The organism is Haloglycomyces albus DSM 45210 (assembly GCF_000527155.1).
GTDB classification, from domain to species: Bacteria; Actinomycetota; Actinomycetes; order Mycobacteriales; family Micromonosporaceae; genus Haloglycomyces; species Haloglycomyces albus.
The window spans coordinates 2,773,680-2,797,230 of sequence record NZ_AZUQ01000001.1 but is presented as its reverse complement, the minus strand read 5'-3'; the positions used below and the strand labels follow the sequence as shown (position 1 = coordinate 2,797,230).

The following is a 23,551-nucleotide window of genomic DNA, read 5'->3' as shown; positions in this document are numbered from 1 at the left end:
GTGGTCATGACCAGACAGCCTCGATTGGTGATCGTGGGAGACGGCATGGTGGGCCGTCGCCTTGTCAATGAGCTCGCCGAAAGCGACTGGATCGTCGACGTGATCGCCGAGGAACGGTACGCCGCCTATGACCGGGTGGGTCTGTCCAGTCTCTTCGAATCGGCGGACGTGGACGATTTGGCCTTGCCGTACGACAATGACAACGTCACGTTGCATTTGGGCGAGCGTGCCGAGCGTATCGACCGTGAGGCCGGTACGGTATCGACGGCTGAGCGCACGTTCCATTACGACAAGTTGGTGTTGGCCACTGGTTCGTACTCTTTTGTTCCCCCGGTCGAAGGTGCCGACGGCGAAGGGGTCTTCGTTTATCGCACTATCGACGATGTGGACGCCATCAAGGCGCGGGCGCACGATTCACGCCACGGTGTCGTGGTCGGTGGCGGCCTGTTGGGCCTGGAAGCCGCCAACGCGCTGCGGCTGTTGGGGTTGGAGGTGACGATCCTGGAGTTCGCTCCCTGGCTCATGGCACGGCAATTGGATGAGACGGGTGGCGGTCTTTTGGCACAGACGATTGAGCGTCTCGGCATCGACGTCCAGTGCGGCACAGGCGCGAATGCGATTCAAGCTCACGACGGTCGCCTCGATGTCACGACCACTTCAGACACGGAAATCACGACGGACATGGTGGTTTTCGCCGCCGGGGTTCGCCCCAGGGACGACCTCGCGCGTGCCGCGGGTCTGGAAATCGGCGAGCGCGGTGGGGCCACGATCGACTCACGTTGCCGCACGACGGACCCGAACGTCTTTGCCATCGGTGAGGTGGCGTCGTTCGAGGGCGTCTGTTATGGCCTGGTCGCTCCCGGGTACCAAATGGCCGAAGTGGTGGCGGCCGGCCTGACGGGTCGCGACATTGAATTCAACGGCGCAGACACATCGACGAAATTGAAACTTCTTGGGGTCGATGTGTCACAATTCGGTGCCATGGACGGGCCGTTGACCAGCACGTATTTCGATCCGGCCTCGGGTGTATACGCCAAATTGGTGTTGTCGGACGATGCTTCGGAGCTACTGGGCGGCATGCTGGTCGGAGACAATGAACCGTACGGCGTGCTACGAGCGTCGGTAGGCCATCCGCCTCCCGCCGCACTGGCCGACCTGCTGTCGACTGGTGACGGCGACGTACAGATGCCGGCGGACGCGCAGGTCTGTTCGTGTAATGCCGTCACCAAGGCCGACATCACCGGAGCGATCGCGTCGGGATGTGAGACGGTCGACGACTTGAAATCGTGCACGAAGGCCGGGACCGGTTGCGGTTCGTGCCTGCCGATGTTGAAACGGATTCTCTCCGATAGCGGAGTGGAGGTGTCCAAGGCCGTCTGTGAGCATTTCGAGCACACCCGTGCCGAACTGTTCGACATCGTCCGCGTCACCGGGATCTCCACGTTCTCCGAGTTGATCGCGGAGTATGGGCAGGGGTCGGGCTGCGACATCTGTAAACCGACCGTGGCATCGATTCTGGCCAGCCTGTCCAAGGGGCATATTCTCGAAGGTGAACAGGCCTCGCTGCAGGATACCAATGATCATTTCCTGGCGAACATGCAACGCAACGGAACCTATTCGGTCGTACCGCGGATTCCAGGTGGAGAAGTCACCCCGGAGAAATTGATCGTGATCGGCGAAGTGGCCCAGGACTTCGATCTCTACACCAAGATCACCGGCGGCCAGCGCATTGATCTACTGGGCGCTCGAGTCGAGGATCTGCCTGATATCTGGGCCCGGCTGGTGGATGCGGGGTTCGAATCCGGTCACGCGTACGGTAAAGCCGTACGCACAGTGAAGTCATGTGTGGGCACTACCTGGTGTCGTTACGGAGTTCAGGATTCAGTATCGATGGCCATAGAACTTGAACTGCGCTATCGAGGACTACGCAGTCCACACAAGATCAAAGGCGCGGTGTCGGGATGTGCCCGCGAATGCGCCGAAGCCCGCTCGAAGGATTTCGGGGTGATCGCGACCGAAAACGGGTGGAACCTCTATGTCGGGGGCAACGGTGGTTTCACTCCACGCCATGCGCAGCTGTTCGCCTCGGATTTGACCGATGAGGAACTGGTTCACACCATTGACCGTTTCATCGCGTTCTACATCTCGACCGCCGATCGCCTCATGCGCACGGCAGCGTGGTTGGAAGACCTGGACGGCGGCCTGGACTACCTCCACGACGTCATCATCGCCGATAAGCTCGGCATCTGCCGACAGCTCGACGACATCATGGCCAAACACGTCGACTCCTACGAATGTGAATGGAAAGGCGTTCTGCGCGACCAAGAAAAACTGGAGCGATTCACTTCGTTCATCAACGCGCCCGGCACCCCCGACCCCGACATCAGTTTCACGTCAGAGCGAGGACAGAAGGTACCCGTCACCCTGCAAACGACTGGGAGGTCATCACTATGACAATCACCTTGTGCGCCTTGAACGACTTGATTCCCGGACGTGGTGCGGCCGTGCTACTGCGAGACGGTCACCAGCTGGCGCTCTTTCGACACAGCGACAACTCGGTTGACGCGCTCGACAATCACGACCCGGCCACCGGCGCTAACGTCCTCAGCCGCGGCCTCCTGGGAGACAAGGACGGCAACCGCGTGGTCGTCTCCCCGTTGTTGAAGCACAGCTATCGTCTCGACGACGGCACGTGCTTGGAAGGCCCCTGGACGGTAGCCGTCCATTCGGTCACGGTCGTACAGGGAACGGTGTGTTTGAATACCGAGCCACTTGAAGCCCGAAAAGCGCAGGAACCGACCTGTCAGACGGTGTCGTTACACTGACGGACATGTCTGAACTAACACACGTCAACAGTGCCGGGGAAGCGCATATGGTCGACGTCGGCGACAAGAACCCCGGTCGCCGCACGGCCATCGCCACCGGCCGTCTCGACACGACCGAGGAGGTCGTACAACGGCTGCGGGACAACGACCTCGCCAAAGGCGATGCCCTGGCGACCGCCAGGGTCGCCGGAATCATGGCGGCCAAGCGGACGTGGGAACTCGTCCCGCTCTGCCACCCCATTGCCCTATCATCGATTAGTGTTGAGTTTGACACCACCGATACCACAGTCCTGATCCGTGCCGAGGTATCGAACACCGACCGCACCGGCGTTGAGATGGAAGCACTGACATCCGTGAGCGTCGCTGGACTTACCTTGATCGATATGGTTAAAGCCATCGATCCTGGGGCGGAACTCAACCATATCGGCGTGGTGGAGAAGAGAGGCGGTAAAACCGGACTATGGCAGAAGTGACGAACGAGCAGCGCTCGCCGTGTGGGGAACTGACCTTCACCCCGCGTGCCAGGGTTATTGTGGCTTCCACACGAGCCGCCACCGGTGTCTACCAAGATAAATCCGGTCCCCTCCTCGTACAGGGCCTGAGGGAAGCCGAATTCGACGTTGACGATCCCGTCGTCGTCGCTGACGGCGCGGACGTCGAAACCGCGATCAAGAACGCCGTCACCGACCGGATAGACGTCGTCCTCACCTCAGGTGGGACCGGACTGACGCCCACCGACACCACTCCGGACATCACCCGGCGCATCATCGCACGCGAAGTACCGGGCCTCGCCGAAGCCATTCGGGCGTACGGTGTCCAGAAGATTCCCCAAGCGGTATTGTCACGAGGAATCGCCGGATCGGTGGGAACCACCCTTATCGTCAACCTCGCCGGTTCCTCAGGTGCCGCACGCGACGGTCTCGCCGTCCTCACTCCCGACTTGCTACGTCATTGCGTGTCCCAACTGCACGGCGGTGACCACGAAAGGAATCAGGCGTGAACACAGCGACCGACTGGAGAAAAGCACGTGACATCGCCTACCGCGTGGGGCAAGGCATCACGCTCGCCTCTCACAGCGTTCCTCTGACCGACGCCATCGGTCACACCTTGGCCGAACCGGTCCGAGCAGCCAATCCCCTACCGGCTTTCGACACCGTCGCCATGGACGGTTACGCGATTCGCGGAGAAGGACCGTGGCGGCTGGAAGACACCGACCAACTTGCCGGGACCGTAGCCGATCCGCTTTCAAGCGGACACGCCCGCCGAATCGCCACCGGTGCCCAATTGCCTCCCGGCACGGACGGAATCATTCGACTAGAAGACTCCACCGAGTCCAACGGCCAGGTGAACGGGCCTCACCAACCCGACTGGCGTCACGTCGGCGAAGAGATCAACCTCGGCGACACCCTGTTTTCGTCAGGCCGAACCGTCACCCCCGCGCTCGCCGGTTTCGCCGCCGCCGCAGGTAACGACGAAGTGTCCGTATGGTCACCACCGACCACACGGCTTGCTGTATTCGGAGACGAACTGGTGTCGCAAGGCCCAGCGCGCGACGGAAAGATCCGTGACAGCCTTGGCCCCATGCTTCCCGCCGTCCTCGACTCTCTCGGGGCCGCTGGATCCGCGGCGGTACATGTCGCCGACACGCCCGAGGATCACCTACGTGCGTTGGAAAACCCGCACAGTACGATCACTTTGACCACTGGCGGAACCATGCATGGCCCGGTCGATTACCTCCACCCGACGCTCCAGCGATTGAATGCCACCTATCATGTCAATACGGTGGCGGTTCGACCTGGTTTCCCCATGCTGTTGGCCGAAACCGACAGTGGCATCGTATGCGGGCTGCCTGGAAATCCCCAATCAGCGTTGATAGCGATCGTCACCCTGGTCGCGCCCTTGATCGACGGAATGCTACGACGGGACCCGCCCGACCTCTCAACCGTCACCGTCGCCGACGACATCGCGGGACGAGGCGACTGCACCCGACTTGCCCTCGTCGACCACGACGGACGTTTGGTCGCCCATCACGGTTCGGCCATGCTACGGGGAGTGGCGGCCGCGCGGGGATTCGCCGTCGTCCCCCCTCATGCCGGGGCCCGTGCCGGCCAAGAACTGTCGTTTCTGTCCTTGTCGGGCATCAGTTATTAGGAGCGCCATGATTCTCACCGAAGTCACCGACGATCCGATCAACGTCGACGTGCTAGAGGAGAAATGCCGAACCGCTTCCAGCGGTGCCCATGTGACCTTCCGTGGGGTCGTACGCGACCACGACCACGGTCGACAGGTGACGGCACTTTCCTATGAAGGTCACCCCTCCGCCGCGAGCGTACTCGACGAAATCGCGCATGACATGCGCCAACGCTTCCAACTAGACGCGATCGCGATCAGCCATCGCCTCGGCGACCTCTCGCTCGGAGACGCCGCTCTAGTGGTCGTCATTGCCTCCGCTCATCGAGCCGAGGCATTTCAAGCATTGACGGCAACGGTGGACGAGGTCAAGGATCGTGTCCCAGTATGGAAACATCAATACTTTTCCGACGGTAGCGACGAATGGGTGAATTGTGCGTAAGCAATTGATTGACCGATACGGTCGAGTGGCACGCGATTTGCGGGTATCACTCACCGACAAATGCAACCTGCGCTGCCAATACTGCATGCCGGCGGATGGTCTGCACTGGATCCCCAAACCGGAAATCCTCACTGACGACGAGGTTAAACACCTGCTGAATTTGGCGGTGGACCGCTTGGGCATCAACCAAATCCGGTTCACCGGCGGGGAACCGCTGCTTCGTCCGGGACTCACCTCCATCATCGCCGATATGGCCGAACGCCACCCGACCGTGGAAATGTCGCTCACGACCAACGCCATCGGATTGGACAAAACCGCTCCCGCTTTGGTGGAAGCAGGATTGAAACGCATCAACGTTTCGCTTGATACGGTTGATCGGGACACCTTCACCAAGCTCGCACGTCGTGACCGGCTACAGGATACGCTCACCGGTATCCATGCCGCCGCTGAAGCCGGATTGGATCCGGTCAAGATCAACACCGTGCTCATGCCCGACATCAATGACGCCGAAGCACCCGATCTCCTGCGCTTCGCACTCCACCACGGATACGAACTGCGGTTCATCGAACAAATGCCGCTCGACGCCGACGGAATATGGAAGCGCGATACGATGATTACCGCCGCCGACATTCTGAATCGGCTACAGCAGGAGTTCGACCTGACTCCCGCGACCGAACCTCGCGGTTCGGCACCTGCCGAGAAATGGCTCGTCAACGGCGGACCCGCCACCGTGGGAATCATCGGAACGGTCACGCGTCCGTTCTGTGGCGATTGCGACCGGACTCGGCTCACCGCCGACGGCCAGATACGCAACTGCCTCTTCGCCCAAGGCGAGACCGACCTCCGCGACGCTTTGCGCGCTGGACACACCGATGACGAACTGGCCGATATCTGGGCGCAGGCGATGTGGGGTAAAGCCGCTGGGGCCGGTATCGACGACCCCTCGTTCCTGAAGCCCGCACGCCCCATGTCGGCAATCGGAGGATGATATGAGCGTGACAGTACGTTATTTCGCCGGCGCCAAAGCCGCCGCCGGCAGAGCCGAACAGACTCTAACGGCATCCAACCTTGCCGAGCTGAAGAACCAACTGATTGACGAGCACGGCGACGGATTGGAAAAGGTGCTGGCCATATCGTCGTTTCTCATTGACGGCAAGCAGGCCACCGCAGGGCACACGCTCCTATCCGACGGCACCACCGTCGAGGTTCTGCCGCCTTTTGCCGGTGGCTGACGGCCCGCAACAACGGTGTCCGCCCACCGCTCACGTCGCAACGAACGGTCATTTCCACGGGCCTTCCTTTATTATTACGAATTCAGATTTAGCTATATAGTTGGCACACGCCTTGCGGCGACGACATTTTCGCCGTCACAAGACGTGTGCCGCACCTGTATCGCAGTGGGTATGCGGAAAATCGATTGAAGCGCCGATGCGGCACGACGCGTCAACAGCCAGGGACTTCTCAGGTGGGCGGGCCACGACACCGCGCTACGAAGAACAATCGGTGAGCAATATGTGTATCGGTGCCCCGGCAGCTCCACAGTTGCAGATACCGGGTCGACAGTGAAACGGCACAAGGTCGTCGATGACCGGACGTCACCCGCACGACAACGCACGCGCCGATACTGCGCCCGGACAACCAAATACTTCGCACCCTAGGCCTCGCAACGGGTTCATAGTCATACAACGCCTCGCCAGTGATCGCCACACGCCGACCGATGTACACAAACGCTTGGAGAAGTAGCATGCACCCCGCTACGGCCAATCCCCACAGCTGCTCCATCGCTTCCATACTCTGATTACACGACAGGCAATGCGCTACCACAAGGCTCGCGCCTCGCCCTGTGGACAATTGCGATGCGTCTGGGGACAGTCGGGCGGAGAAATGCCCTTAAAACGCACATTCCACGCCGAATCTCGTGCATTTCTCTTGTAAAGAACTAAACGCCACTTGACCGCGTAATCCACCAATGCTATGCGCTTATGGCCCGAACGGTATTGCCAATCCTCGCATCGCACCCGCGACTGGGCAGCCTATCCAAGCTCAGGGCCTTCCGTTCTCATGATTGTCGAACCGCATGCCGCTTAAACGCCCCCTAGAGGCGTAAACCGATATGCCGATAGCATGACGATTCCAAGTTCACGGATTAATTCCCGAGGCATGTCGATTGATAAAGTCAATCGATCCAGGTCCATGGTCACGACTGAAATGGAATCGAGAGAAGGCAGCGTATTCCAGGTCAATGACCGGACCCGAACCAATGGGAGCACCCAGAATCCGGCACACCAGCCACGTATGCGGGCCACTGTGCGATACGAATAGAATCCGCCGAGGTCCGCCTGATCTGGCAGCAAGACCTTGCACAAACTCCATCATTCTCGTCGCGGCCGCCTCCACCTTCTCGGCCTCGGTCGACTTCTGGGAATCTTTGCCGCCCATAACAATCCGATCGGTTTCGCCACGCTGGGCACCGATATCCGGGGCCGGCGATTCCGCATCAGACGTAACGTGACATTCACGCAAGTCAGCTACGGCTTCGACAGGTTGACCTGTGGACTGCACCGCGACTTGGGCCGTTTCCACCGCCGAACACGAATCGGAGGCGTATACCGCGTCGGGCTCAAACCGTTGCACAGCTCGCTGCGCGGCCAAGGCTTGAGCACGCCCACGAGTCGACAGCGGCATCGTCGAAGGATCTATCGTGGGCTCCCTGGGAGATTCTGCCTCACCGTGGCGCAGGAACAGCACATCGATACCCGCCCGCTCTCTGCGGTGCCCACCGTCGACCCGTGATTGGGTGATCAATTCATGTACGTCCTCGGCCACCTCTTCGGGGAGTTTATCGTTTATGGAAACCGCGGTCCCTCCCGCAAGGAAGCCCCGATGCAACTGTCGAATGCGTGATGCGGGAAGCTGCGACAATTCCTCACGGCATTGATTGCGATGCAGCAGGTCCCCGATATCGCCCACCAGGGTGAACACTTCCATTGAAATATCCTGCAGGGCTAGTTCCCAACTCACCGCATCAAGAAACTCTCGATCGTAAAAGACTCCGTCGGCAACCGGAATGAACCCACTTCGCGCGTATGACACGGCCAGATCAATGCATGCCCGTTCCGACGCTTCCAGGGACAGCCGACTGAAATCGCGTGGCTTTGCCAGATACCGAATATCATCGTTGCTGACACGAACCGCAGTGCCCAACCGGTCGCGAAGCAACGCGCTGGTGGTCGTCTTTCCGGAGCCGGGTAGGCCTCGCAATACGATGACCGGTGTAGACATCCGTCAAACCACTTCCTAGGCCTCTCGTCGACGGCGTTCAAGCAGCCACTTTCAAACACCCGTCGCTAGGCGTTTACAGTCTTTGGCAACCTACGAACAGAATGCTTCGGTGGTCCTGCCTATGACGGGTCGTCGGCGCGTTCAACGTCATTGCGCACGATACAGAACTCATTGCCTTCCGGGTCGGCCAATACCACGAAGCCGCGCCCGTCGTCGGTTCTGAAATCCGCTGCGATCGTCGCCCCGATGCCGACCAATCGTTCGACTTCCTCGTCGCGGGTGGTGTCGGAGGTCAGGTCCAGATGCACCCGGTTTTTCACCTGTTTGGATTCGGGTACGTTCAAAAACAACAGGGACATGGTCCCGTCGGGACTTTGAATCAGATTTTCGGAATGTTGCGGTTCGTTCGGATCGTTGGGGTCTTCACGCCACCCGGTCACCTTCTCCCAGAACTTCGATAGCCGATACGAGTCGCGACTGTCGATGGCGATCTGACGGATAATAGCAGTCATCTATTTCCTTTGCGTACGATGGCGCATTGCGCACTATGGATTGATCTCGACCCAGGGCAGGGTCCTGCGTGAATCGGATGTACCAATGGAATTGGGCATTTCCTCATAAGTATTGGCGAGACACGTATACAACGCAAGCGATTTATGCACGACCACTTATCGGTGATTTCCAACGACCGCACGCTATACCACGGGGGAGGCGGTATGAGACGATGAACTCACCCTGTTTACCAGTGAGTAACATAGCAGAGAGGCTATAGTCATGGCTGTTTACGCGATCGGTTTGTTCCAGATGACGGAACTGCATTCCGATATGGTCGAATATCTCGAGAAAATCCAGGATACCTTGGAGCCGTACCACGGCCGTTTCATCATCCACGGAGGCAAGGTCACCCCTAAGGAAGGGGAATGGAACCGCGATGTCGTCGTGATCGAGTTTCCGGATTCCGAGTCCGCCACAAATTGGTACCACTCCGACGCTTACCAGGAAATCCTGCCACTTCGTACCGCGCATCTCACCGGTGAGGCCTTCCTCGTGGAAGGCGTCGAACCCGGGTACCACCCGCAGAGCAAGGCCGATCTATTCCGTGGAATGCTGGATTCGCAGTGACCCGGACGCGTTCTCGGGAACCATCGGTGACCGAGGCGCGACAGCCGAAACGGGCCGGTAAGGCTGACCCTGTTCCGGTCGAGGATCATGGTCATCCTTATTGGGCCACATGCTCATGGCACGCTCCGCCTGGGCGGTGATGGTCAAGGACGGGTTGACTCCGAGATTGGCGGTGACGGCCGAACCGTCGACGATGTGCAGGTTCGGGTATCCCCAAGCACGGTGATACGCATCGACCACACTGTTGTCCGGAGCGTCGCCGATCGGACAACCGCCCAGAAAGTGCGCCGTGGTGGGAATATTAGCGAGGTCCAACCACGTACCTCCCGGAATCGCACCGATCTCCTCCGCCAACATTCTGGTGGCCCGATGACCTATGGGAAGCCACACCGGATTCGGCTCACCGTGCCCCGGCTGTGCCCGCAGGCCCCTCCCCTTCGACGTCACCGTGACCGAGTTATCGCGGTGCTGCATCACCAGCGCAATCACCGAACGTTCCGACCAGCGCCGTAGCTTCGGGATAAGCCCCAGGAGCCATGGTCGTCGGGCCACGACTCCCAAAAGCCGCACCCAGCGAGGCAATTGAAACCGTTTCGAATTACTGGGTCCGTCCACCATCAGCGTCCGAATCAGAGCCATCGCGTTCGACCCCTTCCCATACCGCACCGGTTCCACATGAGTGTGCTCATCGGGATAGAACGACGAGGTGATCGCAATTCCTTTACTGTGATCGTCGCCTTTGGTGCGAATTCGTTCCGCTCCCAGCAGGGCTTCGGAATTGGTGCGAGTCAGGACGCCCAGTTTGGTCGATAGGTGTGGAAGCCGCCCACGATTCCGTAGCCGATGCAGCAGATTCTGCGTACCCCAGGTTCCGGCGGCCATCACCACTTGATCAGCACGGAATTTCTGCTGAGAACGTCGAAACGGGCCGGTGGCCTTTGCCGTCACATGCCAGGTTCCGTTCTCTTGATGCAGATCGGTGACGGTCGTCAGGGGATGAATGACCGCACCCGCCTTCTCCGCGAGGTAGAGATAGTTCTCGGTGAGCATGTTCTTGGCACCGTACCGGCAGCCGGTCATACAGGCTCCACATGCGACGCAACCACTACGGGCGGGACCCGCACCTCCGAAGTACGGATCGTCCATTGAGCCGGACGATCCCTTCGTCCCAAAGGTGATCCCGACCTTGGTCATTTTAAACGTGTCCGCCGCGTCCATACGATCCGCGACCCGGCGCATGGCATGGTCGGCCGGGGTGACGATCGGATTCTCTACGACACCCAGCATCCGTTCGGCCTGATCGTAATAGGGTGCTAGTTCATGCTTCCAATCGGTGATGTGTCCCCACTGTCGGTCCTGGTAGAAGCTGGGGAACGGCCGATATAGGGTGTTGGCGTATACCAACGACCCTCCCCCGACTCCCGCTCCGGCCAGGACCATCACCCGACTTCCTTTACGGCCACGGAGCAGGTGCAGGCGCTGAATGCCTCGGAAACCAAACTGCGGTGCCCACAAGTAGCGCCTCAGTCTCCACGAAGTACGTGGAAGCTTCGCATGACGGCGGGCGGGGTCGGTTTCCGAGGGATCGTCGAACCGATCTCCCGCCTCCAAAACGGCGACTCGGTAGCCCTTCTCCGTCAATCGCAGTGCCGCGACCGAACCTCCAAAGCCGGACCCGATGATAACGACATCATAATCGTGTGATTCGTGGGAGGACATGATCGATCCTATTCTCTTGCGGCGATTTGCTCACGGAGGCTCTGCACGGGAACCTTTCCCGTCGCGTTCCGGGGTATGGATTCAACGAAATATATATCACGCGGCACGCTATGGGCCGCCAGACGGCTTTTCACGCGGTGCTTGAGAGTGGCGGCGTCCAGTTCCCATTCGTCTTTGACCACCACGAAAACCGCCAAACGTTGGCCGAAATCGACGTCGTCGACTCCAATGGCGATATTGTCCGCCACCTCGGGCATCCTGCCGATGCACTCTTCGACTTCACGCGGCATGACATTCTCGCCGCCGGACACGATCATGTCGTCCGTGCGCCCTTCCACCACGAGGGACCCGTATGAATTTATATGACCGTAGTCGCCTGTATGGAGCATATTGGAGTGCCGGTTCGGCGACTTATGCGACACATAACCTTCGAAGAGCATTTCATTACCAACGAAGATGCGGCCACTGTCACCCTTCTTCACCGGCCGATCCGCATCGTCCAACAACCGTAGGACCGTCCCGAACGGAGGCGTACCCGCACAGTCGGGCGCCTGTCGCAGTTGTTTTGGACCGGCAATGGCCGCCCAGGAGACCTCGGTCGACCCGTAGAGGTTGTACAGCACATCGGAAAACTCGTCCATGAAGCGGATCGCCAGCTCGGGAGGGAGGCGTGATCCGCTCACCGCGATCGCACGCAGGGCGCGCAGGTGGTGTTGCTGCCGTTCACGGTCAGGCAATTCCAACATGCGCTGCAACATCACCGGAACCGCAAACGCCGCCTGGCACTGATGTTTCGCGAGAGCCTGAAGCGAGGTGTTCGGATCGAACTTTCCGGTGAAGACAAACGTTCCTCGAACCGCCATCGTCAACTGCATCGCCGCGTATCCCCACGTGTGAAACAGCGGCGCGGCAATGTGGACGTTGTCTCCGACCCGCAGAGGTATGCGCGACAGCATTGCCGTCAAGGAGCGCAGCTTCGGGTGCGGCCGTCGAGCGCCTTTGGGCGTCCCGGTCGTACCCGAGGTGAGGACGATCGTTCGTCCTTGTTTTTTCGCCGGTGGGATGGTGGTGGCCCGTTCCGGGGCGATGACGTCTTCGAGGGTGAGGTCGGGACCGTCGTTTCCCGTGGTGACGATGCGGGTGTGCGACGGCATGGTGATGCCTTCGAGGAACTCCGCATCGGCGATGAGTACGTTGATCTCCTGCTCTTCGATGACGGATTTCAACTGCGTAGGACTGGCACCGGTATTGAGAAGTACGATGTCGCAGCCGAGGTGGGAGGCGGCGATGACGGTTTGAAGAAACCCCCGGTGGTTTCGGCACAGTAGCCCGAGTCGCGGTTTCTCGTGCAGTTTCGGTATCGCGTGCGCCAGTCGGGTGGACCGGTCGAACAGTTCGCGGTGGGTGAGGCTGCCCCATGGATCGATCACGGCGGTGTGGTGCGGTACCCGGGCAGCGTTGGCGCGGAATGCGCCTACCGGACTTATTCCCCATCGCGCCAGTGAATACAGCTGTTTGAGCAACCGTATGGGGCGCCCCGGATTGAGGATTCCACGTCTGGCCATGGTGAGTGGGATGTGGAATCCCACTCCGAAACGACCGGCGAGTCGGCTACCACTCATTTAAGGTCCATTCCCGAGATCGCCCGTGCGATGACGAGACGCTGAATCTCTGACGTGCCTTCAAAGATGGTGTAGATCTTGGCGTCGCGGGCCAAGCGTTCGACGGGGTTTTCGCGGCTGTAGCCCGCTCCGCCGTATATCTGAATCGCGCGTTCGGTGGCCCAGACGGCCACTTCGCTGGCCTTTAGTTTGGCCATCGAGCCTTCTCCGGAGGTGAATCCGCCTCCGTTTCGGGCCATCCAGGCGGCGCGCCACACCAGTAGACGGGCCGCGTCGATTTCGGTCTTCATGTCGGCCAGCGTGAACCCGATGGCTTGATTGGAAATGATGGGCCGCCCGAATTGGTGGCGCTCACTCGCGTATTCGAGGGAGTGTTCATAGGCGGCACGGGCGATTCCGAGCGCTTGCGCGCCTACGGTGGGTCGGGAGACCTCGAACGTCGACATGGAAGGGTTCTTGGTTTTGGCCGCGTCGGGGTTACGGCGCCTCTCGTGTGCTCGGGCAAGTCGTTCGTCCAGTTTTTCTTTTCCGCCGAGCAGGCACGAACCGGGTACGGTCACTTCGTCGAGAAATACGTCGGCGGTGTGGGACGCGCGCAATCCGTGTTTTTTGACCTTCGACGGACTGTCCAGGCCGGGGGTACCGGGCGGAATGACGAAGGCGGCGTGCCCCTTGGTTCCCAGTTCCGGATCGACGACGGCCATGACGACGTGGATATTGGCGATGCCGCCGTTGGTGATCCAGGCTTTTTGGCCGCGCAGGGTCCACGTGTCGTCGACTTCGTTGTATTTCGCCCGGGTGCGCATGGCTGCGACGTCGGACCCCGCTTCGGGTTCACTGGAGCAGAACGCTCCGACCTTCGGGTCGTTCTCGTCCCCGAAACACTGTGGAATCCATTCCACGATCTGTTCGGGAGTTCCATTGGCGTAAATGCCCGCTGCCGCGAGGGTCGAACCGAAGATGGCCATTCCGATTCCGGCATCGCCCCAGAACAGTTCTTCATTAACCAGCTGCAGTTGCAGTCCGGTGTCGTCGCTCCAGAACTGCACTAGCGCTTCGAGACCGTACAGACCGATCTTGGCCGCTTCTTGAATGATGGGCCACGGAGTTTCCTCTCGCTCGTCCCATTCGGCGGCGGCCGGCCGTATGACATCAGCGGCAAAACCGTGAACCCAGTCCCGAATGTCTTCGTGCTCTTCACTGAGTTCAAGATTGAAAGACTCTGACATGCTTTATTTCCTAATAATCGATTTAGAAGTGACAGGCCGACACCGCCGAATACAATCACGACCGATGCCGGAGCCGGACCTCCGAGAAACCGGCCTTCTACGCTTTGGGAATGTTGAACAGGTTGCCGAGACTGGCGGCAAACCCTACGTCGCCCTGGAGCTTCAATTTTCCACTGAAGAACATCATGGGCGGTGAACCGTTGCCGGAGGCAAGGTTGAGGAATTGCTCGGCGTTGAGCTTGATTGTGACGCGAGGGTCTCGATCACCGTCTTTATTAACGACGCACTCCCCATTGTCGAGTACGGTTTCATAAAGATCGTATTCACCGTCGGGTCGATCGAGTATCTTCCAATGCACGACGGCACTTGTTTTACGGGAGCCCTTATATTGACTACCCATCCGGTCGAAGATGGCGTCCAGAACCGCGGCGCGGATCTCTTCCTGCCCCATGAGCTCGTTAATCTGACTCTTCGGGGTGCTTTTGACCAGCTGCGCGAAATCGCTGGGACTTATCGTTGCAAAATCGACATCAGCAATCGGATTATCACTCATGGTAATCTCCAATTCTCAATATTGCCCTTGAGCAATACTCTTATTACTTGGGCGTAACCTTACCCCAGAGTAAGATAGACTGGCAAGACTACACGGGAGAAAATTTGTGACCACGACCAGAAAGCGCATCCCACGCCGGGAACGGGAACAGCAAATGCTGGACGCCGCCGTACCGATCTTCGCTCGTGACGGCTTCCACGCCGCTGGGATGGCCGAGATCGCCCGAAACTGCGGTATCTCGAAGCCCATGCTATACCTTTACTTCGAGTCGAAGGAAGGGCTGTTCATCGCTTGCATTCGACGGGAGTCCGACCGACTCATAACGATGATCACCGAAGCAGTGGCGCGCGGCGGCTCTCCCAAAGACGACCTGTGGAACGGTATCCGGGCCTTTTTGAGTTTCATCGACCAACACCGTGGCGCCTGGTCCGTACTCTATCGGCGCGCCCGTTCACTGGGAGAACCGGTCAGCAGCGAAGTCGACGAACTCCGCAGCAACATGACGACCATGATCGCCGGCCTGCTTGCCCACTACCGCCCCGATATCGACGCCGAAACGAAGCTCGCCGCCCATACCCTGGTAGGAGCCTGCGAGTCCCTGGCCGATTACATGCTCGAACAACCCGACGTCACCGTAGAGGACGTTTCCGGTCGACTCATGGACCTCATGTGGCCGGGACTCGCGCTTATTTTTGATACTCAGCCCAAGTCGAACTCGACCCGACCCCGCAAATAAGCCTTGCCGTCTGCCAGTCGCACCAGGGCGAAATCGTCTCGGTACTCCGTGGAGTCACCGTAGAAGCCGATCTTTTGCCGCAACACGATCGGACGGCGAAACTCGACTTCGACTTTGCGGTCCTCCATTGACCCGGTGGGCTCCACTTCCGCGACGGCGCGGGAAAGTCCCCACATCCCTTGGGCTATCAGATCTTTGTTTCCCATCATTCGCGCCATGGTCCGCGAGACGTGAATCGGGTTGTAATCGCCTGACACGGCGGCATAGTCACGCCCCAGACGAGCGGGTACAAACCATTCCCGGTCGCTTTCCAGCTCGGGCTCCTCACTTCCACCCTTCTTAGGTGGACGAGGGCCCGATTTGGGCAACAGGCGGAGATACGTACTCGTCTCGCTCCACACCACCTCGCCGGCCAGCCGTGCCTCGGTACGTAGGTCAACGGTGACGCCTTTTCGATGAGCGCTGAGATTATCGGCCCACACGTGCAGGTCGAAATGGTCGCCGACCCCAATGGGCCGGTACTGGCGAGTGACGTTGGACAGGTGCAGCATTCCAGTGACGGCCATCGGAAATTCCGACGACATCATAATCCGCATCTGAGTTTTGAAGGCGAGGATGTGCGGGTAGGTAAACGGCAGATTCGCCGAGTCCCGGAAGCCACATACCGAATTGAACTCGCGCAGCGCCGCGCGATCAACGTGGACGTCACGCAGTTCACGGCGAACCTCGGGCAATCCGGCTCGCATGGGATCGGGATAGCGGCGTAGAAAATCGCGCATCCCACGCCAGAGTATCCATCCGCGCGTAGCCGCAGTCGTCTCCACCATGTCACGCCCCCATCAGATTCTGCCCACATACGCGGACCGTTTGTCCGTTCACGGCACGCGATCCCGGCAAGCTGAGCCATCCGATGGTCTCGGCTACATCGACACTGCTACCGCCCTGCCCCAATGAGGAAAGACGCCGAGCCACCTCACGCGTCATGGTCGGCATCTTGGCGGTCATCTTCGTTTCGATGAAACCCGGCGCTATCGCGTTGACCGATCCTTCTCGCTCACGCATGGGCCCCGCCAGGGCGTGAGTCAGGCCCACCAGCCCCGCCTTAGACGTCGCGTAGTTGCTCTGGCCTCGGTTACCCGCTATTCCCGATACCGAGGACAGAACGACCTGGCGAGCGCCCGAATTCAGCTTGCCACTGTTGAGGAGCTCGTTGGTGATGCGACGCGGAGCCTCCAAATTGATGTCCAATACCGTCTGCCATTGTTCTCTGCTCATCCGAGCCAAGGTCTTGTCGCGAGTAATCCCGGCATTGTGAACGATGACGTCGGCGCCCGACGGCAATGCGGCGGCCAGATCGGTCGCCGCGGAGGCAGAGGTGACGTCGAGGGCCACCGCCGTTCCATTCATCTCCTGGGCCAGCTTTTCCAGTTCGCTTTTCACCGCCGGGACGTCGACGCAGACGACATGTGCGCCATAAGCGGCGAGAACCTCGACGGTGGAACGTCCGATTCCACCTACCGCCCCGGTGACGATGGCGGTCTGTCCTTTCAGGTCCCACCCGTCCGCGCTCGCGGTGCAGCGGGCGTCCAAGGACACCACCTGTCCGGATACGAAAGCGCTGCGTCGCGAAAAGAAGAACCGGAGCGGCGCGGCGAGGTGCTGCTCGGCTCCGGCAGGCACGCGGATCAGTTGTACTGTGGCGCCCGGGCGGACCTCCTTACCGAGGCTTCGCGCGAACCCTTCCAGCGCCGTCTGCACGATCACGGCTTCGTCGCTTTCGGTGGTGTCGTCCAGGGCAGCGGATGCGATAACCACGCGGCCGTTCCGGTTCAATCGCCTCAGTTGGGCGGGGAAGAACTCGTATAGCTCGTTCAAATCCGTGATCGTACGAATTCCACTCGCGTCATAGAAGATTCCGTCGATCCGGTCGTCGTCCGATTGGCGACGAATCGTTATGTCGCATTGGGTCAGGGTTTCCTTGGCAATCGCTTCACAGGTGCCGCCGGGGGCACTGCCCAGTGAGGCCGAGGCGATGAACTCTGCTTCTCCCACGGTGTATCGTCGCAGTGGGGCGGCGGGTGGTAGGCCGAGTCTTTTGGCCAGCCCTTTCCCCATCCGTGAATTGACAAACCGTACATATCGATCAGGCATAACCCCTCCCAGGTGCGGAATACTCACATCTCAATGTAACATTACTTCTAAGTAATCTTACTCGCAAGTAAGGTAGGAGTAGACACCATGACCACCATTCGCCCGGTCGCCATCGTAGGCGGCAATCGAATCCCCTTCGCCAAGGAAGGCGGACCCTACGCAACGAAGTCGAATCAAGACATGCTCAGCGCCGCCTTGGACGGTCTGATCGATCGATTCCATCTGTCGGGGCTGAAGCTTGACGAGTTCTCCGCCGGTGCCGTGCTGAAGCACAGCCGCGACTTCAACCTCGCTCGCGAGGTCGTACTCGGCAGCAGGCTCGATCCCGCCACTCCCGCCTATGATGTCCAGAAGGCCTGTACCACCGGCATGGAGACGGCAATCGGCGTGTCCAACAAGATCGCACTCGGGCAAATCGATGCCGGAATCGCAGGTGGAGTGGACACCACCTCCGACGCTCCCTTGGGATTGAACGACCGTCTGCGTCGCCTACTGCTCAATGCGCGCAATTCCAAGAGCACCGGCGCCAAAATGAAAGCGGTTCTCGGACTGCGTCCCAGTCACATGGTTCCCGACATGCCTCGAAACGCCGAACCTCGAACCGGTCTGTCCATGGGAGAGCATGCAGCACAGACCGCCAAGGAATGGGGCATCAGCCGAATCGACCAGGATGAGTTCGCCGCCACCAGTCACCAGCGTCTTGCCGCAGCATACGAAGCGGGCTTCTTCGACGATCTCTTGACCCCATATGAAAATCAGCGTCGCGATCAGATTCTGCGGCCGAATTCGAACATGGAGAAGCTGACCAAGCTCTCCCCCACCTTCGGAGGCAGCGAGGGAACGATGACGGCAGGAAACTCCACTCCCCTGTCCGACGGCGCGGCAACGGTTCTGTTGTCCAGCGATGAGTGGGCACGTGAACACGACCTTCCCGTCCTCGCGCATCTGGTCGATGTGCAGTCGGCAGCGGTGGATTTCGTCGATGGAGACGACGGACTACTCACCGCCCCGGTTTTTGCCGTACCGCGGCTCTTGGAACGCAACGAGCTCTCGCTCGAGGACTTCGACTTCATCGAAATCCATGAAGCCTTTGCCTCACAAGTTCTGGCGACTCTCAAGGCCTGGGAGAACGACGAGTTCTGTCGCGATCGACTGAACCTCGACGGTGCATTGGGTTCGGTCGCTCGCGACCGCCTCAACGTCAACGGATCGTCCTTGGCCACCGGCCACCCGTTCGCCGCTACCGGGGCCAGAATCATCGCCACTACCGCCAAACTACTGCACCAGACCGGCGAAAAAGGGAAGCTCGGTCTCGTCTCGGTGTGCGCGGCGGGTGGTCAAGGGACCGCCGCGATTATCCGTAGCTAGCGCTTATCCGTCAACCGACGTCGCTCGAATGCCCGGGGAACAACCGGGCTGACGGGTCCATGCTGATGACGGCGTTGTTCACCGCCGTCGCCGCTTCCCCGAAACCGGTCGCGATGAGACGGACCTTGCCCCGATAGTCCGCGATGTCTCCAGCGGCGAAAATTCGGGGGACGTTGGTCGCCATGGTGGAATCAACGATGATATGCCGCCGATCCAGTTCGAGGCCCCATTCCCTCAACGGCCCCAAATCGGCGATGAATCCGAGCGCCGCCACAATCGTGTCGGCAGGCACATGATCGGGCACGCCGGACTCCTGCGACCGAAGGCTCACACCCGAGACCCGTTCTTCACCGTGAATCTTTTCGATCTCGGTGTTGACGTGAATAGGCACCCCCAGATCGCGGACGCGTGCGATGCTGCGTTCGTGAGCTCGGAATCGGTCACGTCTATGCACCATAGTGACGCTGTTGGCGATGGGATGGAGTGCCAAGGCCCAATCGAACGCCGAATCTCCCCCACCGACGATGACCACGTCTTGATCGGCGTGCGCATTCAGTTCCGGTACGAAATAGGCGATACCGTCTCCGTCGAACTCAGACGCCGCCGGGAGCGGGCGCGAACGAAAATTCCCCAGCCCGGCGGTGATGATGACCGATCCGCAAGCGATCTCAGTTCCGTCGTTCAATCCGAGAATCGGCCCGTCCTCGGTGTGCTCCAAAGTGTCGGCGCGCCTGCCCAGGAAATACTTGGGATCGTACGGAGCCGCCTGTTCGACCAGATTGTCCACCAGGTCGCGTCCCTTGATGTCAGGGAACCCACCGACGTCGTAAATCGATTTCTCGGGGTACATTGCCGTCACTTGCCCACCGGCCTCCGGCAACGAATCGACGATCGCCGTTTTGAGACCGCGGAATCCTGCGTAATAGGCGGCAAAAAGCCCTGTCGGCCCCGCACCGATAATCGCCACATCCGCCGAGATCTTGGACATAGTCGAAATCACCCATCAATGTCACATCGATTCTCCCGGTAGCTCCGGCAGTGTCCCGATGCTATCGATAAGGTCTGACTGCGATACAGCCGGTCACCACACCTCATCCGGAAACGGTTTCCGAGGGCCGCTTTTCAGAGGTCGACCTCGGTTCGAGCGCTGCATGGTTCCGAGCCCGCCATTCCAGACCGAGGGCGCTCAACCCCGCGAGCAGTGTTCCCAGACCCGCCGCTGTGAATCCCCATTCGGCACCGAATATCTCTACGGTCGATCCGACCAGCGGCGCACCCAACGCCGCCCCGATCGTCATCGCCGATCCTTGCATCCCCATTGCGGTTCCACGTACCTGTGGCGGCGCCAAACGCGATACCCGGTCGGTACTCGAGGCGACGGTCATGGACGTCAAAAATCCAGCCGGAAGCAAAGCAACGGTCAGAAGCCACCACGAACCGGTAAACCCGAGCGGAACGGTCATCAAGGCCAAAGTGATCAGCAGAACCGTAGGGGATACCAGCCGGTCGGTGGAAGCGAGCACAAAAACTCCGGTCAAGGAGTAGAGCGCCCAGAGAGCCAACGGCATCCAGGCCATATTCAACTGGTCATGGTGTTCCAGCAGAGAGACGATCGCGATGTCGGTCCCCGCCACCGCAATCGTCAGGCCCATCCCGACGAACATCATCGCCACCAGACGCCCGTTCAACCAATCTCGCCGTTTGAGTGGCACCGGCTTTTCGGAGATGTCCTGATTTTCCGCGTCGGAGACAGTGGGCGGATTGATCAGCCACAAGGAACCGCCCGCCGCGAAAATGAACAGTCCGACGACGACAGGAGTAAGAAACGGGTTCATGGCCGTGGCCAATACCGTTGCCGCTGCGGGAGCGATGGCGAACGCCAGTTCCACCAACATCGAATCCATGGCATAGGCGGTGCGCCGCAGGCGATCGGGAATCATGGCCGCGATGGGCTGACGAACCACCACGAATACCGGGATGGCCAATACCCCCGCGGGAAAAGCCAGAGTCACCAGGAGCCCGTAGCTCATGAGCGGAATACACAGCCACGTCAGTGTACTGATGACAGTAGTCGCACCGATGACAGTGCGCAGGCCCCATCTGTCGGAAATCCGACCCATCAATGTCGACCCGGTGGCCTGCCCCAGAACGTACAGGGTACCGATGAAACCAGCGTGAATATAGCTCAAGTCCAGCGCGAAACGAACAAACAGTGTCAACGTCAATCCGGCCGCCGAATACGGTAGGCGAATAAGCAGTCCACCCAAGAGCAATGACTTAAATCCGGGTATGGACAGGACGTCGCTGAATCGCGAGAATTTTACCTGAGGATGGGTCACTTCTCCATCCTCAAGATAATTTAGCCGACCGGCAAGTGCTCGAGGTGGTGAGGCTTCCCGCAATTCAGCACAGTCCGAGCCACTGCGGCCAGAAGGAGAGCTCCACACTCTTGACGTAGTCAGGAAAGTAAGTATATTACCGAGGCATTGTGGAAAAGTAATTATTCGATAACAATCGAAACGAACCCGCGTTCAAATTACGTGGTGGACGATACTGGGATCGAACCAGTGACCCCTTCCGTGTCGAGGAAGTGCTCTACCGCTGAGCTAATCGTCCAATACAACCGGCGTAACCGCCACAACCCAGTTCGACTGGACTGCACAGAGCGGATGACCGGGCTCGAACCGGCGACCTACACCTTGGCAAGGTGTCGCGCTACCAGCTGCGCTACATCCGCCTACCGCACCGTCCGCCGTCATGAGCGGCCGCTGCAACGGGAACCATAATACGACGTGGAAAAGGGGCGGTTCACAACCGCCCGGAATAGTATGATCCGTCCCTCACCAGGGATACATGTCAGTTTCTCTTAAAAATCCTGACTAGCCGCATTGCCCACAGTGTTGATAATGCTCAAGACGCTCAGTCCGATCACCAAGTTCAAAATACTCGTCGCGATCTTGGCTTCCGTTTCGGCAAAGACCGTCCACGGCACGATGGCGGCGGCGAGCGTGGCCAGCAGAACGATCCAATTAAAAAAGCTTCGTGGATCGGGAACCGACAGCACCAGCAAATGCAGGAGAGCCGTGGCGACTATCGCAGCCCCTGCCGCCAGAAGAACGTACATCGTCGTCGAGGCCGATCCGTAGGTACCGGCGCTTTCGGGAGCCAAAATATTAATGTTCAGGACGCCGCGGATGAGAAGAATTCCCACCATCGCCACTAGAGCCGCAACGATTGCCGCGGCGATACCGCCTGCCCACAGCTTGGCGGCGTCAATCGTCGGCCTGTTTGAGGACTGCCCCCGAGGCTGGGGGTAGTAGTCACCTTGATCGAATCGTCGGGTCGGTTGGTCTGGGTCGGGCACAGTCACGGCTTCTCCTCTGGTTATCTGAGATAACAGTTCGACGTCCGCGTGTGGCACTCGCAGCGCTCAGGACTTCTGCGAAGTTACTTTAAAGCGGCCTGCGGTGACGCACTGGTCTGGTTTTCCATTTCAGATTTTTCCAGACCGTTCGGCATCAGAAGCGAAATTCAGCAATACACCGCAGAAAACGGAGCACTGCGCAATAAAAGGCGGTCTCGTGACAAACGTGATCGCACGAAACCGCCCTGCGCTGGTTCCGCTGAGCCCCGAACCCCGGCCGTCATGATCGAATCCAGACTCGAGCCAAACCCTCAACTCTGGGAAGGCGTCTTTCCGTACTTGCGCATGAATTTCGCGACCCGGCTCTGGTCTTCATAACTACGGCTCCTGCCGGTCCAGAACGGGTGTGATGCGGAGGAGATCTGAACGTCGACGACAGGATAGGTCCTACCGTTCTCCCATTCGATCGTTTTCTCCGAGGTCGCCGTTGATCGAGTCAAAAAGCTGTACCCAGCAGCTGCGTCACGGAATACCACGTAACCGTAATCCGGGTGTATGCCGTCCTTCATACTCCTCCAAACATTTGAATGTCGCTCATTCAATCAATGTCACCCGCTCATGATGCATTGAATAATGCTGCCGGCGACATTATTGATAACCGATTTCATTATGACCTAGGGAGGGCTGAACCGTCAGGGTAGCGGACAGCGTGTACGAACGGAGTTTAGGTTGATTCCTTTGAACAAAAACTAATATAACCCATGTCACGTGAACTCACGTTGTGGGTCGACTCCAGATAAAAATTGGAGGTGGAGACGGGATTCGAACCCGTGTAGACGGCTTTGCAGGCCGCTGCCTCGCCTCTCGGCCACTCCACCATGCTGACACAATGTCATTAACAGAGTTGGTGGACGATACTGGGATCGAACCAGTGACCCCTTCCGTGTCGAGGAAGTGCTCTACCGCTGAGCTAATCGTCCAATACAACCGGCGTAACCGCCACAACCC

General features: G+C 59.4%; 23 protein-coding genes and 4 tRNA genes. 11 read left to right on the top strand and 16 right to left on the bottom strand.

Annotated elements, in window-relative coordinates:
• The first annotated feature begins 6 nt into the window (after nt 1-6).
• The 8 genes from nirB to HALAL_RS0112885 are packed head-to-tail and all read left to right on the top strand — an operon-like array spanning nt 7 to nt 6,629.
• On the top strand, nt 7-2,454 hold the full coding sequence (nirB, locus tag HALAL_RS0112920) for a nitrite reductase large subunit NirB (protein WP_025274400.1): 2,448 nt from the start codon (nt 7-9) through the stop codon (nt 2,452-2,454).
• Nucleotides 2,451-2,825, top strand: coding sequence for a nitrite reductase small subunit NirD (nirD, locus tag HALAL_RS0112915; protein WP_025274399.1), 375 nt, complete (start codon nt 2,451-2,453; stop codon nt 2,823-2,825). Before nirB ends, nirD begins: the two co-directional genes overlap by 4 nt.
• 5 nt (nt 2,826-2,830) lie before the next feature.
• On the top strand, nt 2,831-3,298 hold the full coding sequence (gene moaC, locus HALAL_RS0112910; protein WP_025274398.1) for a cyclic pyranopterin monophosphate synthase MoaC: 468 nt from the start codon (nt 2,831-2,833) through the stop codon (nt 3,296-3,298).
• Nucleotides 3,286-3,825, top strand: coding sequence for a MogA/MoaB family molybdenum cofactor biosynthesis protein (locus tag HALAL_RS0112905; protein WP_051462952.1), 540 nt, complete (start codon nt 3,286-3,288; stop codon nt 3,823-3,825). Before moaC ends, HALAL_RS0112905 begins: the two co-directional genes overlap by 13 nt.
• Complete coding sequence (locus HALAL_RS0112900; protein WP_025274396.1) at nt 3,822-4,976, top strand: molybdopterin molybdotransferase MoeA; 1,155 nt, start codon at nt 3,822-3,824, stop codon at nt 4,974-4,976. The genes HALAL_RS0112905 and HALAL_RS0112900 overlap by 4 nt, the downstream gene beginning before the upstream one ends.
• A 7-nt stretch (nt 4,977-4,983) precedes the next feature.
• The gene (locus tag HALAL_RS0112895; protein WP_025274395.1) at nt 4,984-5,397 is read left to right on the top strand and encodes a molybdenum cofactor biosynthesis protein MoaE; all 414 of its coding nucleotides are present in this window, start codon (nt 4,984-4,986) and stop codon (nt 5,395-5,397) included.
• Nucleotides 5,390-6,385: a GTP 3',8-cyclase MoaA gene (moaA, locus tag HALAL_RS0112890; RefSeq protein WP_025274394.1), complete on the top strand. Its 996-nt coding sequence runs from the start codon at nt 5,390-5,392 to the stop codon at nt 6,383-6,385. Before HALAL_RS0112895 ends, moaA begins: the two co-directional genes overlap by 8 nt.
• Nucleotide 6,386: 1 nt before the next feature.
• Nucleotides 6,387-6,629: a MoaD/ThiS family protein gene (locus HALAL_RS0112885; RefSeq protein WP_025274393.1), complete on the top strand. Its 243-nt coding sequence runs from the start codon at nt 6,387-6,389 to the stop codon at nt 6,627-6,629.
• A gap of 907 nt (nt 6,630-7,536) precedes the next feature.
• Here the strand turns inward: HALAL_RS0112885 and HALAL_RS0112880 are convergent.
• Both HALAL_RS0112880 and HALAL_RS0112875 read right to left on the bottom strand, forming a co-directional pair.
• A complete protein-coding gene (locus HALAL_RS0112880) occupies nt 7,537-8,679 on the bottom strand; it encodes a histidine phosphatase family protein (RefSeq protein ID WP_025274392.1) in 1,143 nt (380 codons plus the stop codon).
• Between the two features lie 119 nt (nt 8,680-8,798).
• Entirely contained in the window at nt 8,799-9,191 is a 393-nt protein-coding gene (locus HALAL_RS0112875; RefSeq protein WP_025274391.1) for a VOC family protein, read from the bottom strand.
• Between the two features lie 262 nt (nt 9,192-9,453).
• Here HALAL_RS0112875 and HALAL_RS0112870 point away from each other — a divergent pair, with 262 nt between their 5' ends.
• Entirely contained in the window at nt 9,454-9,801 is a 348-nt protein-coding gene (locus HALAL_RS0112870; RefSeq protein ID WP_025274390.1) for a DUF1330 domain-containing protein, read from the top strand.
• Here the strand turns inward: HALAL_RS0112870 and HALAL_RS0112865 are convergent.
• From HALAL_RS0112865 to HALAL_RS0112850, 4 genes are all read right to left on the bottom strand, one after another.
• Nucleotides 9,772-11,520 (bottom strand): FAD-dependent oxidoreductase, encoded by a 1,749-nt coding sequence (locus HALAL_RS0112865; protein WP_025274389.1) that lies wholly within the window; start codon nt 11,518-11,520, stop codon nt 9,772-9,774. The two genes, HALAL_RS0112870 and HALAL_RS0112865, sit on opposite strands and share 30 nt — an antisense overlap.
• An 8-nt stretch (nt 11,521-11,528) precedes the next feature.
• Entirely contained in the window at nt 11,529-13,142 is a 1,614-nt protein-coding gene (locus HALAL_RS0112860; protein WP_029767924.1) for an AMP-binding protein, read from the bottom strand.
• Nucleotides 13,139-14,371: an acyl-CoA dehydrogenase family protein gene (locus HALAL_RS0112855; protein ID WP_025274387.1), complete on the bottom strand. Its 1,233-nt coding sequence runs from the start codon at nt 14,369-14,371 to the stop codon at nt 13,139-13,141. Before HALAL_RS0112855 ends, HALAL_RS0112860 begins: the two co-directional genes overlap by 4 nt.
• Before the next feature lie 97 nt (nt 14,372-14,468).
• Complete coding sequence (locus HALAL_RS0112850; protein ID WP_025274386.1) at nt 14,469-14,924, bottom strand: SCP2 sterol-binding domain-containing protein; 456 nt, start codon at nt 14,922-14,924, stop codon at nt 14,469-14,471.
• 106 nt (nt 14,925-15,030) lie between these two features.
• Here HALAL_RS0112850 and HALAL_RS0112845 point away from each other — a divergent pair, with 106 nt between their 5' ends.
• Nucleotides 15,031-15,660: a TetR/AcrR family transcriptional regulator gene (locus HALAL_RS0112845; protein ID WP_025274385.1), complete on the top strand. Its 630-nt coding sequence runs from the start codon at nt 15,031-15,033 to the stop codon at nt 15,658-15,660.
• Here the strand turns inward: HALAL_RS0112845 and HALAL_RS0112840 are convergent.
• Together HALAL_RS0112840 and HALAL_RS0112835 are read right to left on the bottom strand one after the other, a co-directional pair.
• The gene (locus HALAL_RS0112840) at nt 15,624-16,487 is read right to left on the bottom strand and encodes a MaoC/PaaZ C-terminal domain-containing protein (protein WP_084472003.1); all 864 of its coding nucleotides are present in this window, start codon (nt 16,485-16,487) and stop codon (nt 15,624-15,626) included. The genes HALAL_RS0112845 and HALAL_RS0112840 overlap by 37 nt on opposite strands.
• Before the next feature lies 1 nt (nt 16,488).
• Nucleotides 16,489-17,811, bottom strand: coding sequence for a 3-oxoacyl-ACP reductase (locus HALAL_RS0112835; protein ID WP_025274383.1), 1,323 nt, complete (start codon nt 17,809-17,811; stop codon nt 16,489-16,491).
• A gap of 87 nt (nt 17,812-17,898) precedes the next feature.
• On the opposite strand from HALAL_RS0112835, the gene HALAL_RS0112830 reads away from it, so the two are divergent.
• Entirely contained in the window at nt 17,899-19,179 is a 1,281-nt protein-coding gene (locus tag HALAL_RS0112830) for an acetyl-CoA C-acetyltransferase (RefSeq protein ID WP_025274382.1), read from the top strand.
• Between the two features lie 10 nt (nt 19,180-19,189).
• Here HALAL_RS0112830 and HALAL_RS0112825 read toward each other — a convergent pair whose 3' ends face one another.
• The 8 genes from HALAL_RS0112825 to HALAL_RS0112790 form a co-directional block, all read right to left on the bottom strand.
• On the bottom strand, nt 19,190-20,167 hold the full coding sequence (locus tag HALAL_RS0112825) for an NAD(P)/FAD-dependent oxidoreductase (protein WP_025274381.1): 978 nt from the start codon (nt 20,165-20,167) through the stop codon (nt 19,190-19,192).
• A gap of 103 nt (nt 20,168-20,270) precedes the next feature.
• Entirely contained in the window at nt 20,271-21,518 is a 1,248-nt protein-coding gene (locus tag HALAL_RS0112820; protein ID WP_025274380.1) for an MFS transporter, read from the bottom strand.
• Nucleotides 21,519-21,720: 202 nt separating this feature from the next.
• Nucleotides 21,721-21,795, bottom strand: a tRNA-Val gene (locus HALAL_RS0112815).
• Nucleotides 21,796-21,843: 48 nt separating this feature from the next.
• Nucleotides 21,844-21,916, bottom strand: a tRNA-Gly gene (locus HALAL_RS0112810).
• 129 nt (nt 21,917-22,045) lie between these two features.
• Nucleotides 22,046-22,549, bottom strand: coding sequence for a DUF6069 family protein (locus HALAL_RS0112805; protein WP_211240467.1), 504 nt, complete (start codon nt 22,547-22,549; stop codon nt 22,046-22,048).
• Nucleotides 22,550-22,854: 305 nt separating this feature from the next.
• Nucleotides 22,855-23,112: a type B 50S ribosomal protein L31 gene (locus HALAL_RS0112800; protein WP_025274378.1), complete on the bottom strand. Its 258-nt coding sequence runs from the start codon at nt 23,110-23,112 to the stop codon at nt 22,855-22,857.
• A 235-nt stretch (nt 23,113-23,347) separates the two neighbouring features.
• Nucleotides 23,348-23,421 (bottom strand) — tRNA-Cys (locus HALAL_RS0112795).
• Between the two features lie 27 nt (nt 23,422-23,448).
• Nucleotides 23,449-23,523: transfer RNA gene (locus HALAL_RS0112790), tRNA-Val, on the bottom strand.
• Nucleotides 23,524-23,551: the final 28 nt, after the last annotated feature.